The organism is Bordetella genomosp. 4, from assembly GCF_002261185.1.
Classification (GTDB): domain Bacteria; phylum Pseudomonadota; class Gammaproteobacteria; order Burkholderiales; family Burkholderiaceae_B; genus Bordetella_A.
Window position 1 is genome coordinate 720780 of record NZ_NEVQ01000013.1, and the last position, 17712, is coordinate 738491.

Annotated in this window: 14 protein-coding genes; 8 read left to right on the forward strand and 6 right to left on the reverse strand. The window is 60.5% G+C overall.

Annotation, left to right across the window (positions count from 1 at the left end):
- Positions 1-4: 4 nt before the first annotated feature.
- Together CAL20_RS13570 and CAL20_RS13575 are read left to right on the forward strand one after the other, a co-directional pair.
- Positions 5-883 carry an efflux RND transporter periplasmic adaptor subunit gene (locus tag CAL20_RS13570; RefSeq protein WP_094838124.1) on the forward strand — a complete coding sequence of 293 codons (879 nt, stop codon included), beginning with the start codon at positions 5-7 and terminating at the stop codon, positions 881-883.
- A complete protein-coding gene (locus CAL20_RS13575; RefSeq protein WP_094822101.1) occupies positions 883-2355 on the forward strand; it encodes an efflux transporter outer membrane subunit in 1473 nt (490 codons plus the stop codon). Before CAL20_RS13570 ends, CAL20_RS13575 begins: the two co-directional genes overlap by 1 nt.
- Before the next feature lie 103 nt (positions 2356-2458).
- Here the strand turns inward: CAL20_RS13575 and ypfH are convergent, their stop codons facing one another.
- Positions 2459-3163, reverse strand: coding sequence for an esterase (gene ypfH, locus CAL20_RS13580; protein WP_094821667.1), 705 nt, complete (start codon positions 3161-3163; stop codon positions 2459-2461).
- Positions 3164-3256: 93 nt separating this feature from the next.
- On the opposite strand from ypfH, the gene imuA reads away from it, so the two are divergent.
- Genes imuA through CAL20_RS13595 form a run of 3 tightly spaced genes read left to right on the forward strand, consistent with a single transcriptional unit; the run spans position 3257 to position 8632 of the window.
- Positions 3257-4021, forward strand: coding sequence for a translesion DNA synthesis-associated protein ImuA (imuA, locus tag CAL20_RS13585; RefSeq protein ID WP_094838125.1), 765 nt, complete (start codon positions 3257-3259; stop codon positions 4019-4021).
- On the forward strand, positions 3951-5423 hold the full coding sequence (locus CAL20_RS13590) for a Y-family DNA polymerase (protein WP_094821669.1): 1473 nt from the start codon (positions 3951-3953) through the stop codon (positions 5421-5423). The genes imuA and CAL20_RS13590 overlap by 71 nt, the downstream gene beginning before the upstream one ends.
- A complete protein-coding gene (locus tag CAL20_RS13595) occupies positions 5423-8632 on the forward strand; it encodes an error-prone DNA polymerase (protein ID WP_094821670.1) in 3210 nt (1069 codons plus the stop codon). Before CAL20_RS13590 ends, CAL20_RS13595 begins: the two co-directional genes overlap by 1 nt.
- 88 nt (positions 8633-8720) lie before the next feature.
- Here CAL20_RS13595 and CAL20_RS13600 read toward each other — a convergent pair whose 3' ends face one another.
- The 3 genes from CAL20_RS13600 to hmpA form a co-directional block, all read right to left on the reverse strand.
- A complete protein-coding gene (locus CAL20_RS13600) occupies positions 8721-9968 on the reverse strand; it encodes a D-amino acid dehydrogenase (RefSeq protein WP_094821671.1) in 1248 nt (415 codons plus the stop codon).
- A 115-nt stretch (positions 9969-10083) separates the two neighbouring features.
- Positions 10084-10521, reverse strand: coding sequence for an RrF2 family transcriptional regulator (locus CAL20_RS13605; RefSeq protein WP_094838126.1), 438 nt, complete (start codon positions 10519-10521; stop codon positions 10084-10086).
- Between the two features lie 18 nt (positions 10522-10539).
- Complete coding sequence (gene hmpA / locus CAL20_RS13610; RefSeq protein WP_094838127.1) at positions 10540-11760, reverse strand: NO-inducible flavohemoprotein; 1221 nt, start codon at positions 11758-11760, stop codon at positions 10540-10542.
- Positions 11761-12809: 1049 nt separating this feature from the next.
- Between hmpA and CAL20_RS13615 the strand changes: the two genes are divergently transcribed.
- Entirely contained in the window at positions 12810-13274 is a 465-nt protein-coding gene (locus tag CAL20_RS13615; RefSeq protein WP_094838128.1) for a GatB/YqeY domain-containing protein, read from the forward strand.
- A 6-nt stretch (positions 13275-13280) separates the two neighbouring features.
- Here CAL20_RS13615 and dinB read toward each other — a convergent pair whose 3' ends face one another.
- Positions 13281-14372, reverse strand: a complete 1092-nt coding sequence (dinB, locus tag CAL20_RS13620) for a DNA polymerase IV (RefSeq protein ID WP_094838129.1) — start codon at positions 14370-14372, stop codon at positions 13281-13283.
- Positions 14373-14621: 249 nt separating this feature from the next.
- Here dinB and CAL20_RS13625 point away from each other — a divergent pair, with 249 nt between their 5' ends.
- The gene (locus CAL20_RS13625) at positions 14622-15035 is read left to right on the forward strand and encodes a PaaI family thioesterase (protein ID WP_094822102.1); all 414 of its coding nucleotides are present in this window, start codon (positions 14622-14624) and stop codon (positions 15033-15035) included.
- 134 nt (positions 15036-15169) lie between these two features.
- Here the strand turns inward: CAL20_RS13625 and CAL20_RS13630 are convergent, their stop codons facing one another.
- Positions 15170-15607: a BPTD_2524 family lipoprotein gene (locus tag CAL20_RS13630; RefSeq protein WP_094838130.1), complete on the reverse strand. Its 438-nt coding sequence runs from the start codon at positions 15605-15607 to the stop codon at positions 15170-15172.
- A gap of 142 nt (positions 15608-15749) precedes the next feature.
- Between CAL20_RS13630 and CAL20_RS13635 the strand changes: the two genes are divergently transcribed.
- Entirely contained in the window at positions 15750-17609 is a 1860-nt protein-coding gene (locus CAL20_RS13635; protein ID WP_373558295.1) for an alpha/beta hydrolase family protein, read from the forward strand.
- Positions 17610-17712 lie beyond the last annotated feature (103 nt).

Genomic DNA, 17712 nt, shown 5'->3' on the forward strand with positions numbered 1-17712 from the left:
TTCCATGAAAATCCTCAATTCGCCGCGTTTTCGCCGTCTAGGCAAATTCTTCGTGACGGTATTGACCGTCTGCGTGGCGGTCTATGCCGGCTGGCAATTATGGGTGCATTATGAAATGGACCCCTGGACACGCGACGGCCGCGTCAAGGCCTACGTCGTGCAGGTCGCCCCTGATGTATCCGGCCTGGTGACCGCCGTTCCGGTGCACGATAACCAGGACATCAAAAAAGGAGATGTCCTCTTTGAGATCGATCGCGCCCGTTTCCAATTGGCGCTGAATCAGGCCGAGGCTGCCTTGCGCTCACAGCAAGTCGCCCGCGATCAAGCCGCACGAGACGTCAAACGCAATCGCTCGCTAGGCTCATTGGTCTCGACCGAGGACGTCGAACAAAGCCAGGCCAAATTGCAACAAGCCGAGGCCGCGCTGGCCGAAGCCCACGTCCAGCTCGATACAGCCAAACTGAATCTGGATCGCAGCCGCGTGGTCTCCATGGTCGATGGCCGCGTGACCAACCTGGATCTGCGCGCCGGCTCCTATGTCACGGCGGGCCGAGGCGTCATGGCGATGATCGATGCGAACTCGTTCTACGTCGAAGGCTATTTCGAGGAAACCAAACTGGTTCACATCCACGAGGGCGACGCCGCCACGGTCACCCTGATGGGCGAATCGCGCCAAATCCAGGGCCATGTCGAAAGCATCTCAATGGGCATCGCGGATCGCGATCGCAGCACAGGCGCCAACCTGCTGCCCAATGTGAATCCCAATTTCAACTGGGTCCGTCTGGCGCAGCGTATCCCGGTGCGCATTCATATCGATCAAGTTCCCGAGGGGGTGCGTCTGGTGGCGGGGCAAACCGCAACAGTGGAGATCGATCCAAAATGATTTCCTCTCGCGTATTGACCCCATTGGCACTGGCCATCACCCTGGCAATAGCCGGCTGCGCCGCAGTGGGCCCCGACTACAAAGTCCCAGAGGACGCGGCGGTAAATCGTCCCGCCGCAGCTGGCGAGTTTCAACAATCTCACGAGGCCGTCTTTCAGCAGAACGCAGTGCCGGGCACGTGGTGGCGGTTATACCAGGACCCCACGCTGGACCAACTGATCGGCCAGGCGCTGCAAGCCAATACGAGTTTGCGTATGGCCGCGGCGAATCTGGAACGCGCTCAGGCCCTGACCGAAGAAGCCCGCGGCGCGCAACAGCCCACCATCGGCGTGAACGCGTCACCAGCCACCTACGGACATTCGTCGGGAGTATCGGTGCTGGCGCCGGACACGCGTCCCAAGAATCGCTGGTCGTATTCGGGCGGCATCAGTATTGGCTACCAGATTGATCTCGCCGGCAGAATCCGCCGCACCATCGAAGCCGCCGAGGGCGATGAAGCCGCCGCCCAGGCTGCCTACGATGCCGCGCGCGTGACGGTCGTAGCGGAAACGGCGCGTGCCTATGCCGACATCTGCGCCAGCGGCATGCAGCTCGCCTCGGCCCAGCGCTCCGTCGCCGTACAGCGCGATTCGCTCAATGCGGTACAACGCCTGCAGCAGGCCGGCCGCGGCACCGTGCTGGATGTCACACGCGCACGCAGTCAATTACAGCAACTGCAAGCCAACCTGCCGCCCTTTCAGGCCAGCCAACGCCAGGCGCTCTATCGCCTGGCAGCCTTGACCGGCCGTACACCGGCCGAAATGCCTGCGTCGCTATTGGCGTGCCATACGCCGCCACAACTGACGCAACCGATCCCGGTCGGAGACGGCGCTGCCCTATTGCGCCGCCGCCCCGATATCCGCGAAGCCGAACGCAAGCTCGCCGCCGCTACCGCGCGCATCGGCGTGGCCACAGCGTCGTTATATCCGACGATTTCATTGGGACTGTCCGGTTCGTCCGCAGCCCCCATGACGATGATAGGCGAACGCGGCACGTATAGCTGGAGCGTGGGTCCGTTGATTTCCTGGACCATTCCCAATACCGGCATTGCGCAGGCACAAATCGCTCAAGCGAAAGCGGTCGCGAGTTCTGCACTGGCCAACTTCGACGATACGGTGTTGGGTGCATTGCGTGAAACGGAAAGCGCGCTGGTCGCCTATGCCCGGCAACTCGATAGACACGCTGCGCTGCAAGAAGCACGCAATCAAAGCGCCATCGCGGCCAAGCAAGCCGAGCAGCTATTTCATGCAGGTAAAACCGATTATCTGAACGTGCTGGATGCGCAGCGTACCCTGGCGACGGACGAGAGCGCGCTCGCGGCCTCGCAGGCTGCGCTGAGCGGCGATCAGATTGATGTGTTCCTGGCGCTGGGGGGTGGGTGGCAGGATGCGCCCGTGCAACCCGTGTCGCAACCGGCATCGACGCCGCGATAAGTGGCCACGCGAGGCCTGCGATAGGCACCGCGACGAGAGCGCGCTGCCTGGACGACGCTTTGTGTTGACACCCTCAGAACGGCTGAGCGTGCCGCACATCGGATCAATGCAGCGTCTCGCCCTTTGACGGCGCCTGATCCAGTCCCAGCGCGGCTTCCCAGCTGCGCAGCGGCACGCAGGTTTGCAGACGCTCGATTCCGCGTTGAATCAAGGCCGGATGCAGTTCGTGGCCGACGCGGCTGGCCACGTCGATGGTGCAATCCCCGTGCAGAGAATCCAGCCACGCCTGCGCCGTTTGGGCATACGACACGTTCATCACGTGATCATCAGCCCCGTGCAATAAATGGATCGTGGTGTATTGCGGCGGGACCTTAGGTAGCTGGGCATAGCGGCCGGAAAATGCCAGCACGCGCCCTGCCAGACCATCATGTGCCTGTACAGCCTCGAGCGACATGATCGCCCCCTGCGAGAAACCGGCCAGCGCGGTATCGGACTGCAATAGACCAAATCGAGCCTGGGCGGCGCGGACGTAATCCACCAACGGCGGCAAAGCACGGGCCACACGTTCCGCGCGGTTGTCTTCGTCGATTCCTCGCACCGAAAACCATTGGCGCCCCTCGCCCCCACCGTCATAGGGCTCAAACCCCGCCGGCGCCAAAATCGCTGCCGCCGGAAATGCCGTGCGTACAGCCTGAATCAAGGCCGCCAGGCTGTGCGGTGTACTACCGACACCGTGCAGCAGGATAAAGAGTTGTTTGATCTCGGTATCGGCGTCAGGCAGGAATTCGAGGGTGGCGGGCTCTGTCATGGGGTGCTCCAGGGGGCATCAACCTGGCCCCAATAAGCCATTGTAAATCCCCTCTCAAAATACTGTATATTTATACAGCAAACGAGATTTATCATGTCGTCCCCAGAACATATCCATCCTGCTTTATGGCGTGCTACTCAATTGGCGCATAGCGCCCATCGTGGCATTTCCACCGGCTATGCGGCGCTGTCGGCCCAGTTGCCCGGCGGCGGCTGGCCGGTGGGCGCCCTGATCGAGCTCCTGACGCCGCACGCCGGCATCGGCGAAATCCGCCTGCTGCAGCCCGCGCTGGCGCAACTCGACCGCCGGCATCCGATTGCCTTGGTGCAGCCGCCTCATGTGCCGCATCTGGCCTGTTGGCAAGGCTGGCGTCTGAATCCTGCGCAATTGCTCTGGGTCGCTCCCGAACGCCCCCTGGATGCGCTCTGGGCAGCCGAACAGATTCTGAAGCATGGCAGTTGCGGGGCGCTGCTGTGCTGGTTGCCGCGTGTGCGGCCGGAATCCTTGCGCCGCCTGCATCTGGCAGCGCAGATGGCCGAAACGCTGTGCTTTGTGTTGCGTCCGGCTACCGCTGCGCAACAGGCGTCTCCCGCGCCGCTGCGGCTGGCCCTATCGCCTGCGCCCGGCGGCCTGTCCGTGCACATCCTGAAACGCCGTGGCCCGAGTTGCACGCAGCCGTTATTTTTAGTGTTGGAATCTGCGGCGGCGCATACGTCTGCCACTGAAGAAACCATTCACACCTCTGTTGTCCAGACTGCCAGCGTACCGGTTGGCAGTCTCTCTGATCATGCCTCTCTGGATCGCCATCTTTCTGCACAGCCTGCCGCTGGACGCCGCACGCCCACGATGGTCTCCTGATGCAGCGTTTGCGATGCTGGATCAGGCGGCGCGTATCGCGGCGCTGACGCCTGCTGCCGCAGCGTCGGGCATCCATGTCGGAATGCGCCGCGCGGGTGCTGCCGCCATCGCGCCGGACGTGCCTTTGCTCGCACGTGATCCGTTGATCGAACAGCATCTGCTGCACGAAACGGCACTGGCTTTGTTGCAATACACGCCCGAGATTGCAATAGCGGAACCCGACACGCTGCTCTTACAGGTCGGCGCCAGCCTGACGTATTTTGGCGGCCCGCGACGATTGCATGGGCGCATGGCCGCCACACTGCACAGTATGGGTTTGCATACCTGGTCAGGCATGGCGCCCACCGCTCAAGGCGCGTGGTTGTTAGCGCATCAGGCTCGCGCACGGGCATCGCGGCGCGCATTACAGCTCAGCACATTGGCGCGGCGGCTGGACACATTGCCCTGTGCCTTATTGCCCAGCGCACAGCCTCGTCTGGATTGGTTGCACGGCATAGGCTGCCGCACGCTGGGCGATTTGCGCCGCCTGCCACGCGCCGGCCTGCAACGCCGTTGCGGCACCGAACTGCTGCACTCTCTCGATGCCGCCTATGGCGCCGCCCCCGAATGCCATGCGTGGATTCAGCCGCCTGCGCGGTTTCTCCAGCGTCTGGAGCTACCCGATTACATCGAACATGCCGAGGCCGTCTTGTCCTGGGCGCAGCGGTTGATAGAGCCCCTTTGCGGCTGGCTCATCGCGAGACGCCGTGCCGTTCAACATCTCACGCTGGAACTCGAGCACGAACGCGGCCGGCGCGCGCGCGCCCCCACTACGCTGCCCATCGACCTGGCTCAGCCAGCATGGCAGCCCTCGCATTTACTGAGTCTGCTGCGTGAAAAACTCGGCCGTTTGCCGCTGGAGGCGCCTGCCATCGCCCTCAGTCTGCGCGTAGACGACACTGTCGAACAACCCGCGGCCAGCACCAGCCTGTTTCCCGAACCTGGCGGCTCGCCGGCGGATCATGCCCGTCTGCTGGATCTGCTCAGTGCGCGCCTGGGACGCGAACGCGTGCTGCAAGCCAACCCCATCGCCGATCATCGCCCCGAGACTGCCAATCGCTGGTGCGCGGCACAGCAACCGTCGCCAGCGCCCCAGCAGAGCTCATTTGCATTCATGGACCGCCCCTTCTGGCTGCTGGATCCTCCCATTCCATTGCAGGTTCTGCAGAATCGTCCCACCTATGCGGGCCAGTCCTTGCGTCTCGTACGTGGCCCCGAGCGCATCGAAAGCGGCTGGTGGGATGCGGCCTTGACCGTACGCGACTATTTCGTTGCGGAGGATGCCGCGTCCGCCCGCTATTGGATTTATCGCGAACGCGACACCGAAAACGCTCGTTGGTTTTTGCATGGACGCTATGCCTGATGACACACGCCGCGCCCTTGCCTGGATTGCCCGCTTATGCGGAATTGCAATGCCTTTCAAATTTTTCGTTTCTGCAGGGTGCCTCGCATCCAAAGGAGTTGGTCGCACAAGCCGCGCAACTCGGTTACGCCGCGATCGCCATCACCGACGAGTGTTCATTGGCCGGCGTAGTACGCGCACTGGTCGAAGCAGAAAAGCACGAGATCTCGCTCATCATCGGGAGCACATTGCGTTTAGCTGCTGCGCCTTTTGCCCCTGACGCTCACGCGCTATCACTTGTGCTGCTGGCACAAACGCGCGAGGGTTATGGCAATCTGTCCGAACTGATCACTCTCGGCCGATCGCGCACAGAGAAAGGCCATTATCAGCTCTATCGGGATGACATCGCCGCCCCTCAGCCGCCCTATGCACATCTGCGCAATATGCCTGAATGTTTGGCGATTTTGGCGCCCCCTCATGGCACGCCGCCCGAGATCATCGTGGAACAAGCCCGTTGGCTGGCGCGCACCTTTCCGGGCCGCGCCTGGATCGGAATGACTTTGCTGCATCAGGCGCGCGATGATCTGCACCGCGCGGCTATACAACATGCCGCCCGTATCACCGGGTTACCCATCACCGCGCTTGGCAATGTGCAGATGCACCTGCGTTCACGCAAGCCGCTGCACGATACCTTGACCGCCATCCGCAGCAAACGCGCGGTCTCGCAATGCGGCTACGATCTGCAATCTAATGCCGAACAGCATCTGCGCACTCGCCTGCGTCTGTCCTCGCTCTATCCCGCAGAAATATTGGCCGAAACGATAGCTATCGCACAACGCTGCACGTTTTCGTTGCGCAGCTTGCGTTACGAATATCCCGATGAGATCGTGCCCGAGGGGGAAACGCCCACCAGCTATTTGCGAAAAGAGGTCTATGCGGGTGCCGCAAAACGCTTTGCCGAGGGCATTCCTTCCTCCGTGCTCGAGACCATCGAAAAAGAGCTCAAGCTCATCGTCGAGTTGGAGTACGAGCCGTATTTCCTGACGGTCTATGACATCGTGCAAGAGGCAAAGCGCCTGGACATTCTCTGCCAGGGGCGCGGCTCGGCCGCCAATTCAGTCGTGTGCTATTGCCTGGGCATTACTGCCGTCGATCCGCAACGCAGCCAGGCATTGTTCGAACGTTTTATCAGCAAAGAACGCAACGAGCCTCCCGATATCGATGTCGATTTCGAACATCAACGCCGCGAAGACATCATCCAGTACATCTACGACAAATACGGCCGTCATCGCGCAGCGCTGACCGGCGTTGTCATTTCCTATCGGCCCCGCAGCGTACTGCGCGATACTGGCCGTGCGCTGGGAGTCGACCCAGGCGTCATCGATGCCGTCGCCCGCGCCCACCAATGGTGGGATAGCAAACTCGCTCTGTTGCGCACCCTGGATAGCTGCGGTCTCGACCCTAACTCAACGGTCGCCAGGCAGTGGGCCGCTTTGGCCGAAACTTTGATCAATTTTCCGCGCCATCTGTCGCAGCATCCCGGCGGATTCGTGATCGCGCGCAACAACTTGGCGCGTTTGGTCCCCATCGAAAACGCGGCCATGCCCGATCGCAGCGTCGTGCAATGGGACAAGGATGATCTTGATGCACTCAAGCTGTTGAAAGTCGACGTGCTCGCGCTGGGCATGCTCTCCGTTTTGCATCGCGCGCTGAATTTTGTCAGTCAACGCCGCGGACGCTCTTGGTCCCTGGACGATATTCCAGAAGGGGATTCTGCTACTTACGACATGATTTGCAAGGCTGACACTGTCGGCGTATTCCAGATTGAATCGCGCGCGCAAATGAGCATGCTGCCACGCCTGAAGCCGCAAAAATATTACGATCTGGTCGTGCAAGTCGCCATCGTACGGCCAGGCCCGATTCAGGGCGGCATGGTGCATCCATACTTGAAACGGCGGCAAGGCCTCGAAAAAGAAACCTATCCGAGCGACGCCGTGCGTGGTGTACTGAAACGCACCATGGGCGTACCCATTTTTCAAGAACAAGTCATGCAAATCGCTATGGTCGCAGCCGATTTTTCGCCTGGCGAAGCTGACGAATTACGACGCTCCATGGCAGCCTGGAAACGCAAAGGCGGCATCGGAAAATTCAATGAAAAGCTGATCAATGGCTTGCTAAAAAATGGCTACACCGAAGCATTCGCCACCGCCATCATCCGCCAAATAGAAGGCTTTGGCGAATATGGTTTCCCGGAAAGCCATGCTGCCAGCTTTGCTCTGCTGGCCTATGCGAGCGCTTGGATAAAGTGCCACGAACCCGAAGCCTTTCTGGCAGCGCTATTGAACTCCCAACCGATGGGCTTCTATGCTCCCGCGCAATTAATCCAAGACGCGCAACGCCATGGCGTGCGCGTGTTACCGACCGATGTCACCATCAGCAACTGGGACGCAACATTGGAGACTAACGCACATCGCAACACGTCATCCGTGGATGAGTCCTCCGCGCAATCCACATCCCCACGTCCCGCCGTCCGGCTGGGCTTGAACCAAATCCAAGGCCTCTCAGAAGCCGCTGCGCTACGCATCGAACAGGCTCGCGCCAGACAGCCTTTCGCTCACATCCAAGACCTCGCCCGCCGCGCGGAGCTCACGCGCCACGACCTCGATGCGCTGGCCGCGGCCGATGCGCTGTACAGTTTGGCCGGCCATCGCAGGCTGGCCAGTTGGGAGGCCAGCGCCAGCGTAGCCAGCCGCGACCTGTTGCGCCACGCCGATATCATAGACAGCGAAACACCGTCCTTGCCTACCCAAACAGAAGGCCAGGCGATCATCGACGACTATCGCAGCTTGCGCATGACCTTGCGACGCCATCCGCTGGCGTTGCTGCGCACACATCTGCAAAGCCTGCGCTTTGAGTCCGCCGAGATACTCAACACCTATCCCGACCGGCGCCTGGCGCGCGCCTGCGGACTCGTCATCAACCGCCAGCGTCCGCAAACCTCCAAAGGCGTGATCTTTCTCACCTTGGAGGACGAAACAGGCTCTGTAAACGTCGTCGTCCGTCCTGAACTCATAGAGCGCCAACGCCGGGAGCTTCTCGGATCTACGTTGCTAGGGGTTTATGGCACGTGGCAAAGCGTCCAGGGCATCCGCCATCTCATTGCGAAACGGCTGGTCGATCTATCGTCCTTGCTGGGCGGACTGGCGGCACGCAGCCGGGATTTCCATTAAAGGCACGTCGATTATCGCCACCAAACATACGCTATAGAAACGTCCACTATGTGTGCCGGATATCGATAATCAGCCATCGCCATACATATCAAGGCCGAAACGGCATCGCGTCAATCGGCAATTCCAATCCCGACATCTGCGCCGTCAACAGCGCCGCGCTGCCGCAGGCGAGCGTAAAGCCCAAAGCGCCCTGCCCCACGTTCAACCATAGGTTATCGGCGACGCGGCTCTCGCCGATCAAGGGTTTGCCGGTGGGCGTCGCCGGGCGCTGCCCTGCCCACGGTACGGCTTGGGTCAGATCCAGTTGGGGAAAGGCCTCGTGCACTTGCCGTTTCAGCAATGCAATACGCGCCGGGTCAATATCGGCATTCGGGCTGCCGATATCCACCATGGCCGCAATGCGCAATACTCGCCCGATGCGCGCATACACAATGCGCCGCTCGTAATCCGTCACACTGATTTCGGGCGCAGTGTCGTCGCCGGGCTCCATCGGCACGCTCAGGCTGTAGCCTTTCAACGGATACAGCGGCAAATCCCGGCCCAAAGGCTTGATCAGACTGCGCGATGCGACGCCCGCCGCCAACACGACCGCATCGACCGGTATATCTCCATTCGCGGTTTCAACCGCCACAATCTTGCGGCCCTCGCGACGCAGCGATTGCACGGGCGTTGCCATGCGGCATTCAACGTTGCCCAGGTCTTTCAGACGCCGGAACAAACCCTCGGTGAATTGACGGCAATCGCCCGCCTCTTCGCTGGGGGTGTAGACGGCGCCCGCCAGATTCGCGCCCAGCCCTGACAAGGCAGGCTCCAGTGCAATCGTTTCGGCCGCGCTCAATACCCGCTGCTCAGCCCCCAACGCCGCCTGATAGTCCACCAATCGGCGCGCTTTCTCCAACAATTCGGGGCTGCGATAGGCAATCAGTTTGCCGTTGCGGACATGACCGAAATCGAGGTCTTCTTCTTCGAGCAGGCGGTGCAATACATCCCGGCTCAGATACGACAAGGACTGTAATTGCGCGGTCGACGCCTGGGCCACGGACGCGCGGCAAGCCAATGCGAATTGCAGGCACCACAGCCATTGATGCGGATCCAGACGTGGCTGGAACCGCAATGGCGAATCGGACCGCAATAGCCAGCCCGGCACGCTGGGCAACACGCCCGGCCCTGCCAACGGGGCCACATAGCTGTAGCTCAGTTGCCCGCCGTTGGCGTAACTGGACACCGTCGCCGGACGCGCACGGCTATCCACCAGCACGACATCATGACCTTGACGCGCCAGAAAATAAGCCGACGTCACGCCGATGACGCCGGCACCAATTACACAAACTTTCATCGAAACCCTGGCTGATAAGAGACATTTACGCTGTTTCCTATTCTGAGAGCTTGACCCCGGTCCCACAAATGCCAATCTGACGGGTAGTCATAACCTAAGGTTTACCCTTAGCCCGTCACGCCACCAGTTGCAGCCTCACAATCGCCTCGCCCGTGGGGGCTCGCACCAGATCGGCCAAGGTATGGCGATTCAATTCGTCGTAAAACGTCTTCAGGCTGTCTGCCAGTACGCCCGAGAGCAGGCAAAAACCCTGCAGTGCACAAACAGGCTCCCCGCAATTCACCAACGCTTTTTGATTCTCCAGGGCATACACCAGGTCCCCTAGCCGGTATTCGGCCGGCGCGCGCGCCAGCCGCAGGCCACCGCCCTTGCCCCGGGCGGTGGTCACCCAGCCCTGCTGGGCCAGGAAATGCGCGACCTTGACCAAATGATTGCGCGACACGTCGAACCGCTCGGCGATCTCGGGGATCGTCACCGGCGTTTTACGGCCATTGCCCTGCGTCAGGTACATCATGACGCGCAGGCCGAAATCAGTGTATTTGGTCAGTTGCATGCGGTCGAACTATACCGGTTAAGCGCCCGGCCCGCCCGTGCCGAACAACTCGGCATGGATGCGCTCCGGCGCCACGCCCAGCGAGGTCAACGCTTGACGTTGCGCACTCATAAAGGGCAAAGGACCGCACAAGTAGTAATCCGCGTCCGGCAACACAGCGACATCGCGAATCGCCTCCAGGTTCATACGGCCTGCGTAGTCATAATCCTGGCCTTGTTGATCGTCCGGCGAGACGGTTTCGTAATAGACCACTTTACGCACATTGGGCCGCGAATTCGCAATGTCGTTCACATGCGATTTCATGGCATGCACCGAACGGTCGCGGCAAGCATGTACGAATCGAATCTGACGGCCGTCGTCGCGTGCCACCAGATGATTCAGCATCGATACCATGGGCGTCAAACCTACGCCGCCGCTCAACAGCACGACTGGCGCGGCGCCTTTATCGTTCAAGGTGAACTCGCCTTGCGGGGGAGCCAGGTCCACCACGTCGCCCTCTTTTACGTTGGCGTGCAAAACATTGGACACGCTGCCGGCTGGCGTATTGTCAGTGCCATCCTCGCGTTTGACCGAAATGCGCAGACGGCCTTTGCCTGGCGCATCCGACAGGCTGTACTGACGGGGCTGCATGATGCCTAATTGAGGCACATAGACGCGCAGGGAAATGTATTGCCCGGGCAGATAATCTGGTACAGGGCCGCCATCTGCGGGGACCAGGTAGAACGACGTGATTTCGGCGCTTTCGGGGACTTTGCTGTCCACGCGGAAACCACGCCAGCCAGTCCAACCGCCGTCCTTGCCAGCGGACTCTGCGTAAAGTTTGGCTTCCTCGGCGATGAGCAGATCGGCCAACTGACCATAAGCCGCAGCCCAGGCCGCAATCAACTCATCGGTCGCGGCCTCTTCGCCCAGGACCTCTCTGATCGAGGCCAGCAAATGCTTGCCGACAATCGCGTAATGCTCAGGCCGTATCCCCAAACTGACGTGCTTGTGCACGATGCGGGTCACTACCGGCATCAACACCGAAGGATCATCAATATGCTCTGCATACGCGGCAACGGCCGCGGCCAAGGCCTGCTGCTGTTGCCCGCCGTCCTGGTGGCCTTGATTGAACACCTGCTTCAGTTCCGGGTTGTGGCGGAACATGCGGGCATAAAAGTGACAGGTGAGCGTTTCACCGTGGACTTTCAATACCGGCGCAGTGGCTTTTACCAGATCGCGGACTTCCTGGCTCAACATGATGCTAGCTCCTTCGGCTACTAGAAAACTTTAAACATGTATTTATTATACATATTTAGTTTGCCTATGGATAAGGTGGGTATGAAGTGAGGTAGGAGTTCTATTGGTCGTCGAGCCGAGGCAATCGGCCCGGCCGGGCTTCACAAAGTCGGTCCGGCGCGCGGGCGCCGGACACCGTGTTCGCTCACCTCGTCCGGCCCGTTCGGGCCTACCTACGGTGTCCGCTCCACTCGACTTTGAGGCGCCCGGCCGGGCCGATTGCCTCGGCTCGACTGGCAGCAATTAGAGCTCTCTGCACCGCTGGCACGACTTTCTTGCTTGGCATTTTTCTGCAGCCGCGTTGGTAGAGAGAAAGATCTTGCAGTGCTGCTTTCGGCAGGCGCCCAGCGCGCCTACCTCAAGCGATCGGTCCGGGCATGCGACGGGGTGGCGTGGTGGCTGATTGGAAGATCTGCTTGGCAGCGAGTGAGGCTTGCGGCGATGATGCGTAGGCTACTTTTTTTCGGCAGCGTATCCGTAGCATGCTCGTGCTCTGGATCACGAGTTCATTGTCGCAGACATGATTTGCGCTCACCATGATGGCGCTAGAACGAGTGCCATGCGTGGCATTACGTCAATGTGACTCGAGAGATCTTTCGCCGGTAACGGTGCCACAGCCTCTGCATGCAGATCCCGAACGCGATGACCGGGTGTGCAGGGCACCCGGTCATCGCAGCCCTGCAAGATCTTTCTCTTCACCCAGACTGATGCAGAAGAATGCCAAGCAAAAAACCCGTGCCAGCGATGTGATGAGCTTGAGTTACTGCGAGTCGATGCGGGGCAGTGGCTGCGTGGGGGCGCCTCGTTGGCGAGCGGAGCGGACACCGTAGGTAGGCCCGAACGGGCCGGACGAGGTGAGCGAACGCGGTGTCCGGCGCCCGCGCGCCGGACCGCCAACGTGAAGCCCCCACGCAGCCACTGCCCCGCATCGACGTCCAATAGCACTAACCCCCACCCTCATCCGGTTTACACTTGACTCTCCCCCTCCGTATCTAAACAAAGGTTTCCCCATGAGCACCACTACGCTCAAAACCCGCCTGACCGACGCCGTCAAAGAAGCCATGCGCGCCCGTGACGCCCAGCGCTTGTCCACGCTACGTTTCCTCGTTGCCGCGGTCAAACAGAAAGAAGTCGACGAACGCAGAGAACTGAGCGACGCAGACATCACGGCGATCATCGAAAAGCAGGTAAAGCAACGCCGCGAATCGATTGCCGCGTTCGAGCAAGCCGGCCGATTGGAAACCGCGGCACAGGAAACTGCCGAGCTGGACGTGCTGCGTGAATTCCTACCGCAAGCAGCCTCCCCCGAGGAAATCGCTGCAGCAGTAGACGCAGCCCTCGCAGAAGTCGCGGCACAGGGCCTGAGCGGCGGTGCTGCCATGGGCAAGGTCATGGCGATTCTCAAGCCCGCATTAGCTGGCAAAGCCGATATGTCCGAAGTATCGCAACAGGTCAAACAGCGCCTGAACGGCTGATTCTGATCAGCAAGCTGCCTCGCCGAACAAGTCCAGATCAGCCTGTCGGGCTTGTTCGGCAACATCCTCAAAATTGCTCATACCCACACCGGCCAATCGATACCGCGTCGTGCCGGGCAAATCCACGCGCAGGCAGAGCTGCTGAGCAACCATCGCGAGATCCTGGGCCGAGGCCGGCGCGCGTGTCAGCGTCAACGTGCGCGTCACGATACGAAAACGATCTGTCTTCAGCTTCAGGACCACCGTGCGGCCAATCGCGCCCTTTTTCAGTCCCTGATCCCAGACCTTGATCGCCAGACGCCCCAGCACCTCATTCAATGCCTCGATCGGCTGATCCACCATCAGAGTCGTTTCCGCCGATATCTGCTGCAATGGCGCATCAGGCTGCACAGCGCGATTGTCGATGCCTTGTGACAGCTCGTGCAATCGCACCCCATAGCGCCCAAAATGATGCTCCAATTCGACCGCAGTAAAACGCGATAAATCGCCCACAGTCTGCACGCCCAGCGCGTCGAGCTTGCCCTGCATGACCTTGCCCACCCCGGGTACTTTGCGCACCGGCAACGGCTGCAAAAATGCGAGCACCTGCGATGGTTTGATCACAAAAAGGCCATCGGGCTTATTCCAGTCAGAGGCAATTTTGGCCAGGAACTTATTGGGCGCAACGCCCGCAGAGGCCGTCAGACGCGTCTCCTGCAAGATCTCGCTGCGGATCACACGGGCAACCTCCGTGGCCGATGCCAGGCCCATCTTGTTTACCGTCACATCCAGATAAGCCTCATCCAAGGACAAAGGCTCGATCAAATCGGTATGGCGCGCAAAAACCTGCCGCACCTGGCGCGAGACCTCGCGATATCGATTGAAATCGGGCGGCACGTAAATGGCATTGGGACAAAGCCTCTGTGCGCGGGCCACCGACATGGCCGAATGCACCCCGAACCGGCGAGCTTCGTAAGAGGCCGCACAGACCACCGACCGCGGCCCTTCCCAGGCAACGACCACGGGCAACCCGCGCAACGATGGGTTATCGCGCTGCTCCACCGATGCATAAAACGCATCCATGTCTACATGTACGATCTTGCGCGAAAACGAAAGCATGACAAATGGGGATAACAATCTGCCGGGAAACCGGCATCACACTCACTGCAACGGGCGGATCCGCCAATAAGCAGATATCACACTGGCTGCCGCATGCGAACGACCACCGTGCGGACAAAAATACGCCAATGCTTCCCAGGTAAACAGACCGATAATCGTCACGCCTGCCGGCAGCCCAATCCAAAAAAAGAATATTATGACGCGCTATCGCATCGCGCTTTTAACAATTTTGCTGATCTTCTCGTATCCATGACCACGCCTGCCACGACTGACTATTTTGGCCTGACGATTCCTTTGATGCACCTGATGGGTGTGATTCCCGAAAGCATCGGCCCTGGCCATGCGCGTACGCGACTGCCCTGGCGCGAGGATCTGACCAATAGCCGCGGCGATATTCATGGCGGTACGCTGATGAGCGTGCTGGATTTCACGCTCAGCGCCGCCGCCCGCGGCAGCGATCCTGAGCTGGGCATGGCCACCATCGACATGACCACCAGTTTCCTTTCCCCCGGCAACAGCGACCTCGTCATCGAAGCCCGTTGTCTGCGCCTGGGCACATCGATCGCCTTCTGTGAAGGAGAAATCCGCAATACCGAAGGTCAAATCGTCGCCAAGGCCTCGGCCTCCTTCAAAGTCATCAAACGACGGCCCGGCAGTGACTGACCTGCATGACTGAGCGACGCGGCAAGCAGCGAAACGGCCTCACGGCAGCCCGCCAGGCGTCTATCCCAGCAGCATAGCCGCGACCGCAGTCAAGACAACAGCGGATCACTCGCTATCGCACTGTCCTACTATCCTTATTTTCGGGATTTTTGCTCCGCAGGCGGATCCTTGGGCATATACGTCGTGCACGACGGCACCTGGTAAATCACCGCCGCACGCATGGCGTCGACGGCTTTCTCGTTCCAGATGCCGCGCCCCCACATCAGGATGTCCACCTGAGACTCACGATCGCCCTGGCCGGTGATTTTCACCCTCGCCACGTCGTCACCCGTAATCGGCGCCTCGACCCGCATCAATGCGGTGCGGCTCGCATCGTCCACCGTGCCATGCACGGTATACGCCCCTGTGCCGCGCAGGCACCGCTCGGCCTGCGCCGTCGCCGCCTCGTACGTCGAACGGTAATCCGACTGCACCGTCAAACTATCCGACGGCATATTTCCGCCCGATGAAATCCCGGTCGAGCAGCCCGCCAGGCCGGCCACGGCGAGCGCCGCCACTGCAATTCTGATCATGTTCACTCCAATAACCAGCCGCGATTATCCCGCAATCCGGCTCTCCATCGCCAGTTTGCCCCACGGTTCGACGGAACCCTGCCCCCTATGGCATGATCAAGAGGTAAAACCGCCGGCCCGAATGCCGCTCAGGAGACCGACTTTGCCTCACACCACGCCGTTGCCCAAAAAATACCCGCTGAAAGACTTTTTCCGTAATCCCGACCGCGGCTATTTCCGCTTGGCCGACGACGGCAAGACGCTGGGATTCATGCAGCCTGTGGCGCTGGACGACCAGCCGGCCCGCATGAATATTTTTGTGCAAGCCCTGCAAAACGCCCAGCCCGTGGGCGAGCCGCGCAGACTGACCAGCGAAACTGCTCGCGATATCAGCAATTTCTTCTGGAAAGGCGACGACATCGTCCTGTATCAGAAAGATTTCGGTGGAGACGAAAATTTCCACGTCCTGGCTGTCAACGCGCAAACTGGCGTGGCCCACGATCTGACCCCCTACGAAAACGTCCGGGCCGGCATCGAAGACGATCTGCCTGACGATCCCGACCATGTCCTGATCAGCCACAACCAGCGCGATCCGCAGGTATTCGACGTCTATCGCGTCAACGTCCATACCGGCGCGGCCGTCCTTGTGGCGCAAAACCCGGGCAATGTCGTAGGCTGGCAAACCGATCACGCCGGTAAAGTCCGCGCCGCCATCACCAGCGATGGGCTGGACACGACGCTGCTCTATCGTGACAACGAGGCGGCGCCTTTCAAGCCGTTGATCACCACTGACTACCGCACCACCGTCAGTCCGGCATTTTTCACCTTTGACGATCGCAAGTTCTACGCCCTGAGCAATCGCGGCCGCGACAAACTGGCGCTGGTCATCATCGACCCCGCCACGCCCGACCAAGAGGAACTGATATTCGCCACCGACGAGGTTGATCTCGATGCCGCCGGCTATTCCCGCAAGCGCCGTGTCCTGACTGTCGCCGCCTATCAAACCGACAAACCGCGCCGTCACTATTTCGACGCGCAGACCGAGGCGCTATACCAGCAATTGGAAAGCCTGCTGCCCGGCTACGATCTGGCCATCCAGGGCCTGAATCGCAACGAGGACACCTTCATCGTTGCGGCCTACAACGACCGCACGCCTGGCGCGCGCTACCTGTTCCAGACAGCAACGGGCGCGCTGCACAAGCTCGCGGATATCAACCCGTCCATTCCCGAGGCGGAGATGTCGCCGGTGCAGCCCATCCGCTACACCAGCCGCGACGGCCTGGAGATTCACGGCTATCTGACCCTGCCTGCCGGCCGCGACCCGAAAGGCCTGCCCTGCATCATCAATCCGCACGGCGGCCCCTGGGCGCGCGACGGTTGGGGCTATAACCCCGAGATTCAGTTCCTGGCCAACCGCGGATTCTGCGTCTTGCAGATGAATTTCCGTGGATCCACAGGCTATGGCCGCCGTTTCTGGGAAGCCAGTTTCGGTCAATGGGGTCTGGCCATGCAGGACGACATCACTGACGGCGTGCGGTGGCTCATCGACCAGGGTATTGCCGATCCTGCGCGCATCGGCATCTATGGCGGCAGCTACGGCGGCTACGCCACGCTCGCGGGCATCACCTTTACCCCCGACCTCTATGCCGCTGCAGTGGACTACGTGGGCGTGTCCAACCTGTTCACCTTCATGAACACCATCCCGCCCTATTGGAAACCCCTGTTGGCCAAAATGTACGACATGGTCGGACACCCAGAGCATGATCAGGAACGCCTGGCCGCCACCTCGCCCGCGCTGCACGTCGATCGCATCCGGACGCCGCTCTTGATCGCCCAGGGCGCGCAGGACCCGCGGGTCAACAAGGCCGAAAGCGATCAAGTGGTACAGGCGCTACGCGAACGCGGCGTCGAAGTGCAATACCTCGTCAAAGACAACGAGGGCCACGGTTTCCACAACGACGAGAACAAATTCGAGTTTTATGAGGCCATGGAGGCATTTTTTGTCGCCCATCTCAAACCCTGATTCATCCCAAAACAGGGACGATCCCCGATAAAATAGCTTCAACACCGCCTCGCCCCGGGGCGGATAAATCGCCCTTTGCCACGATTGGTTACGGAAACCTAAT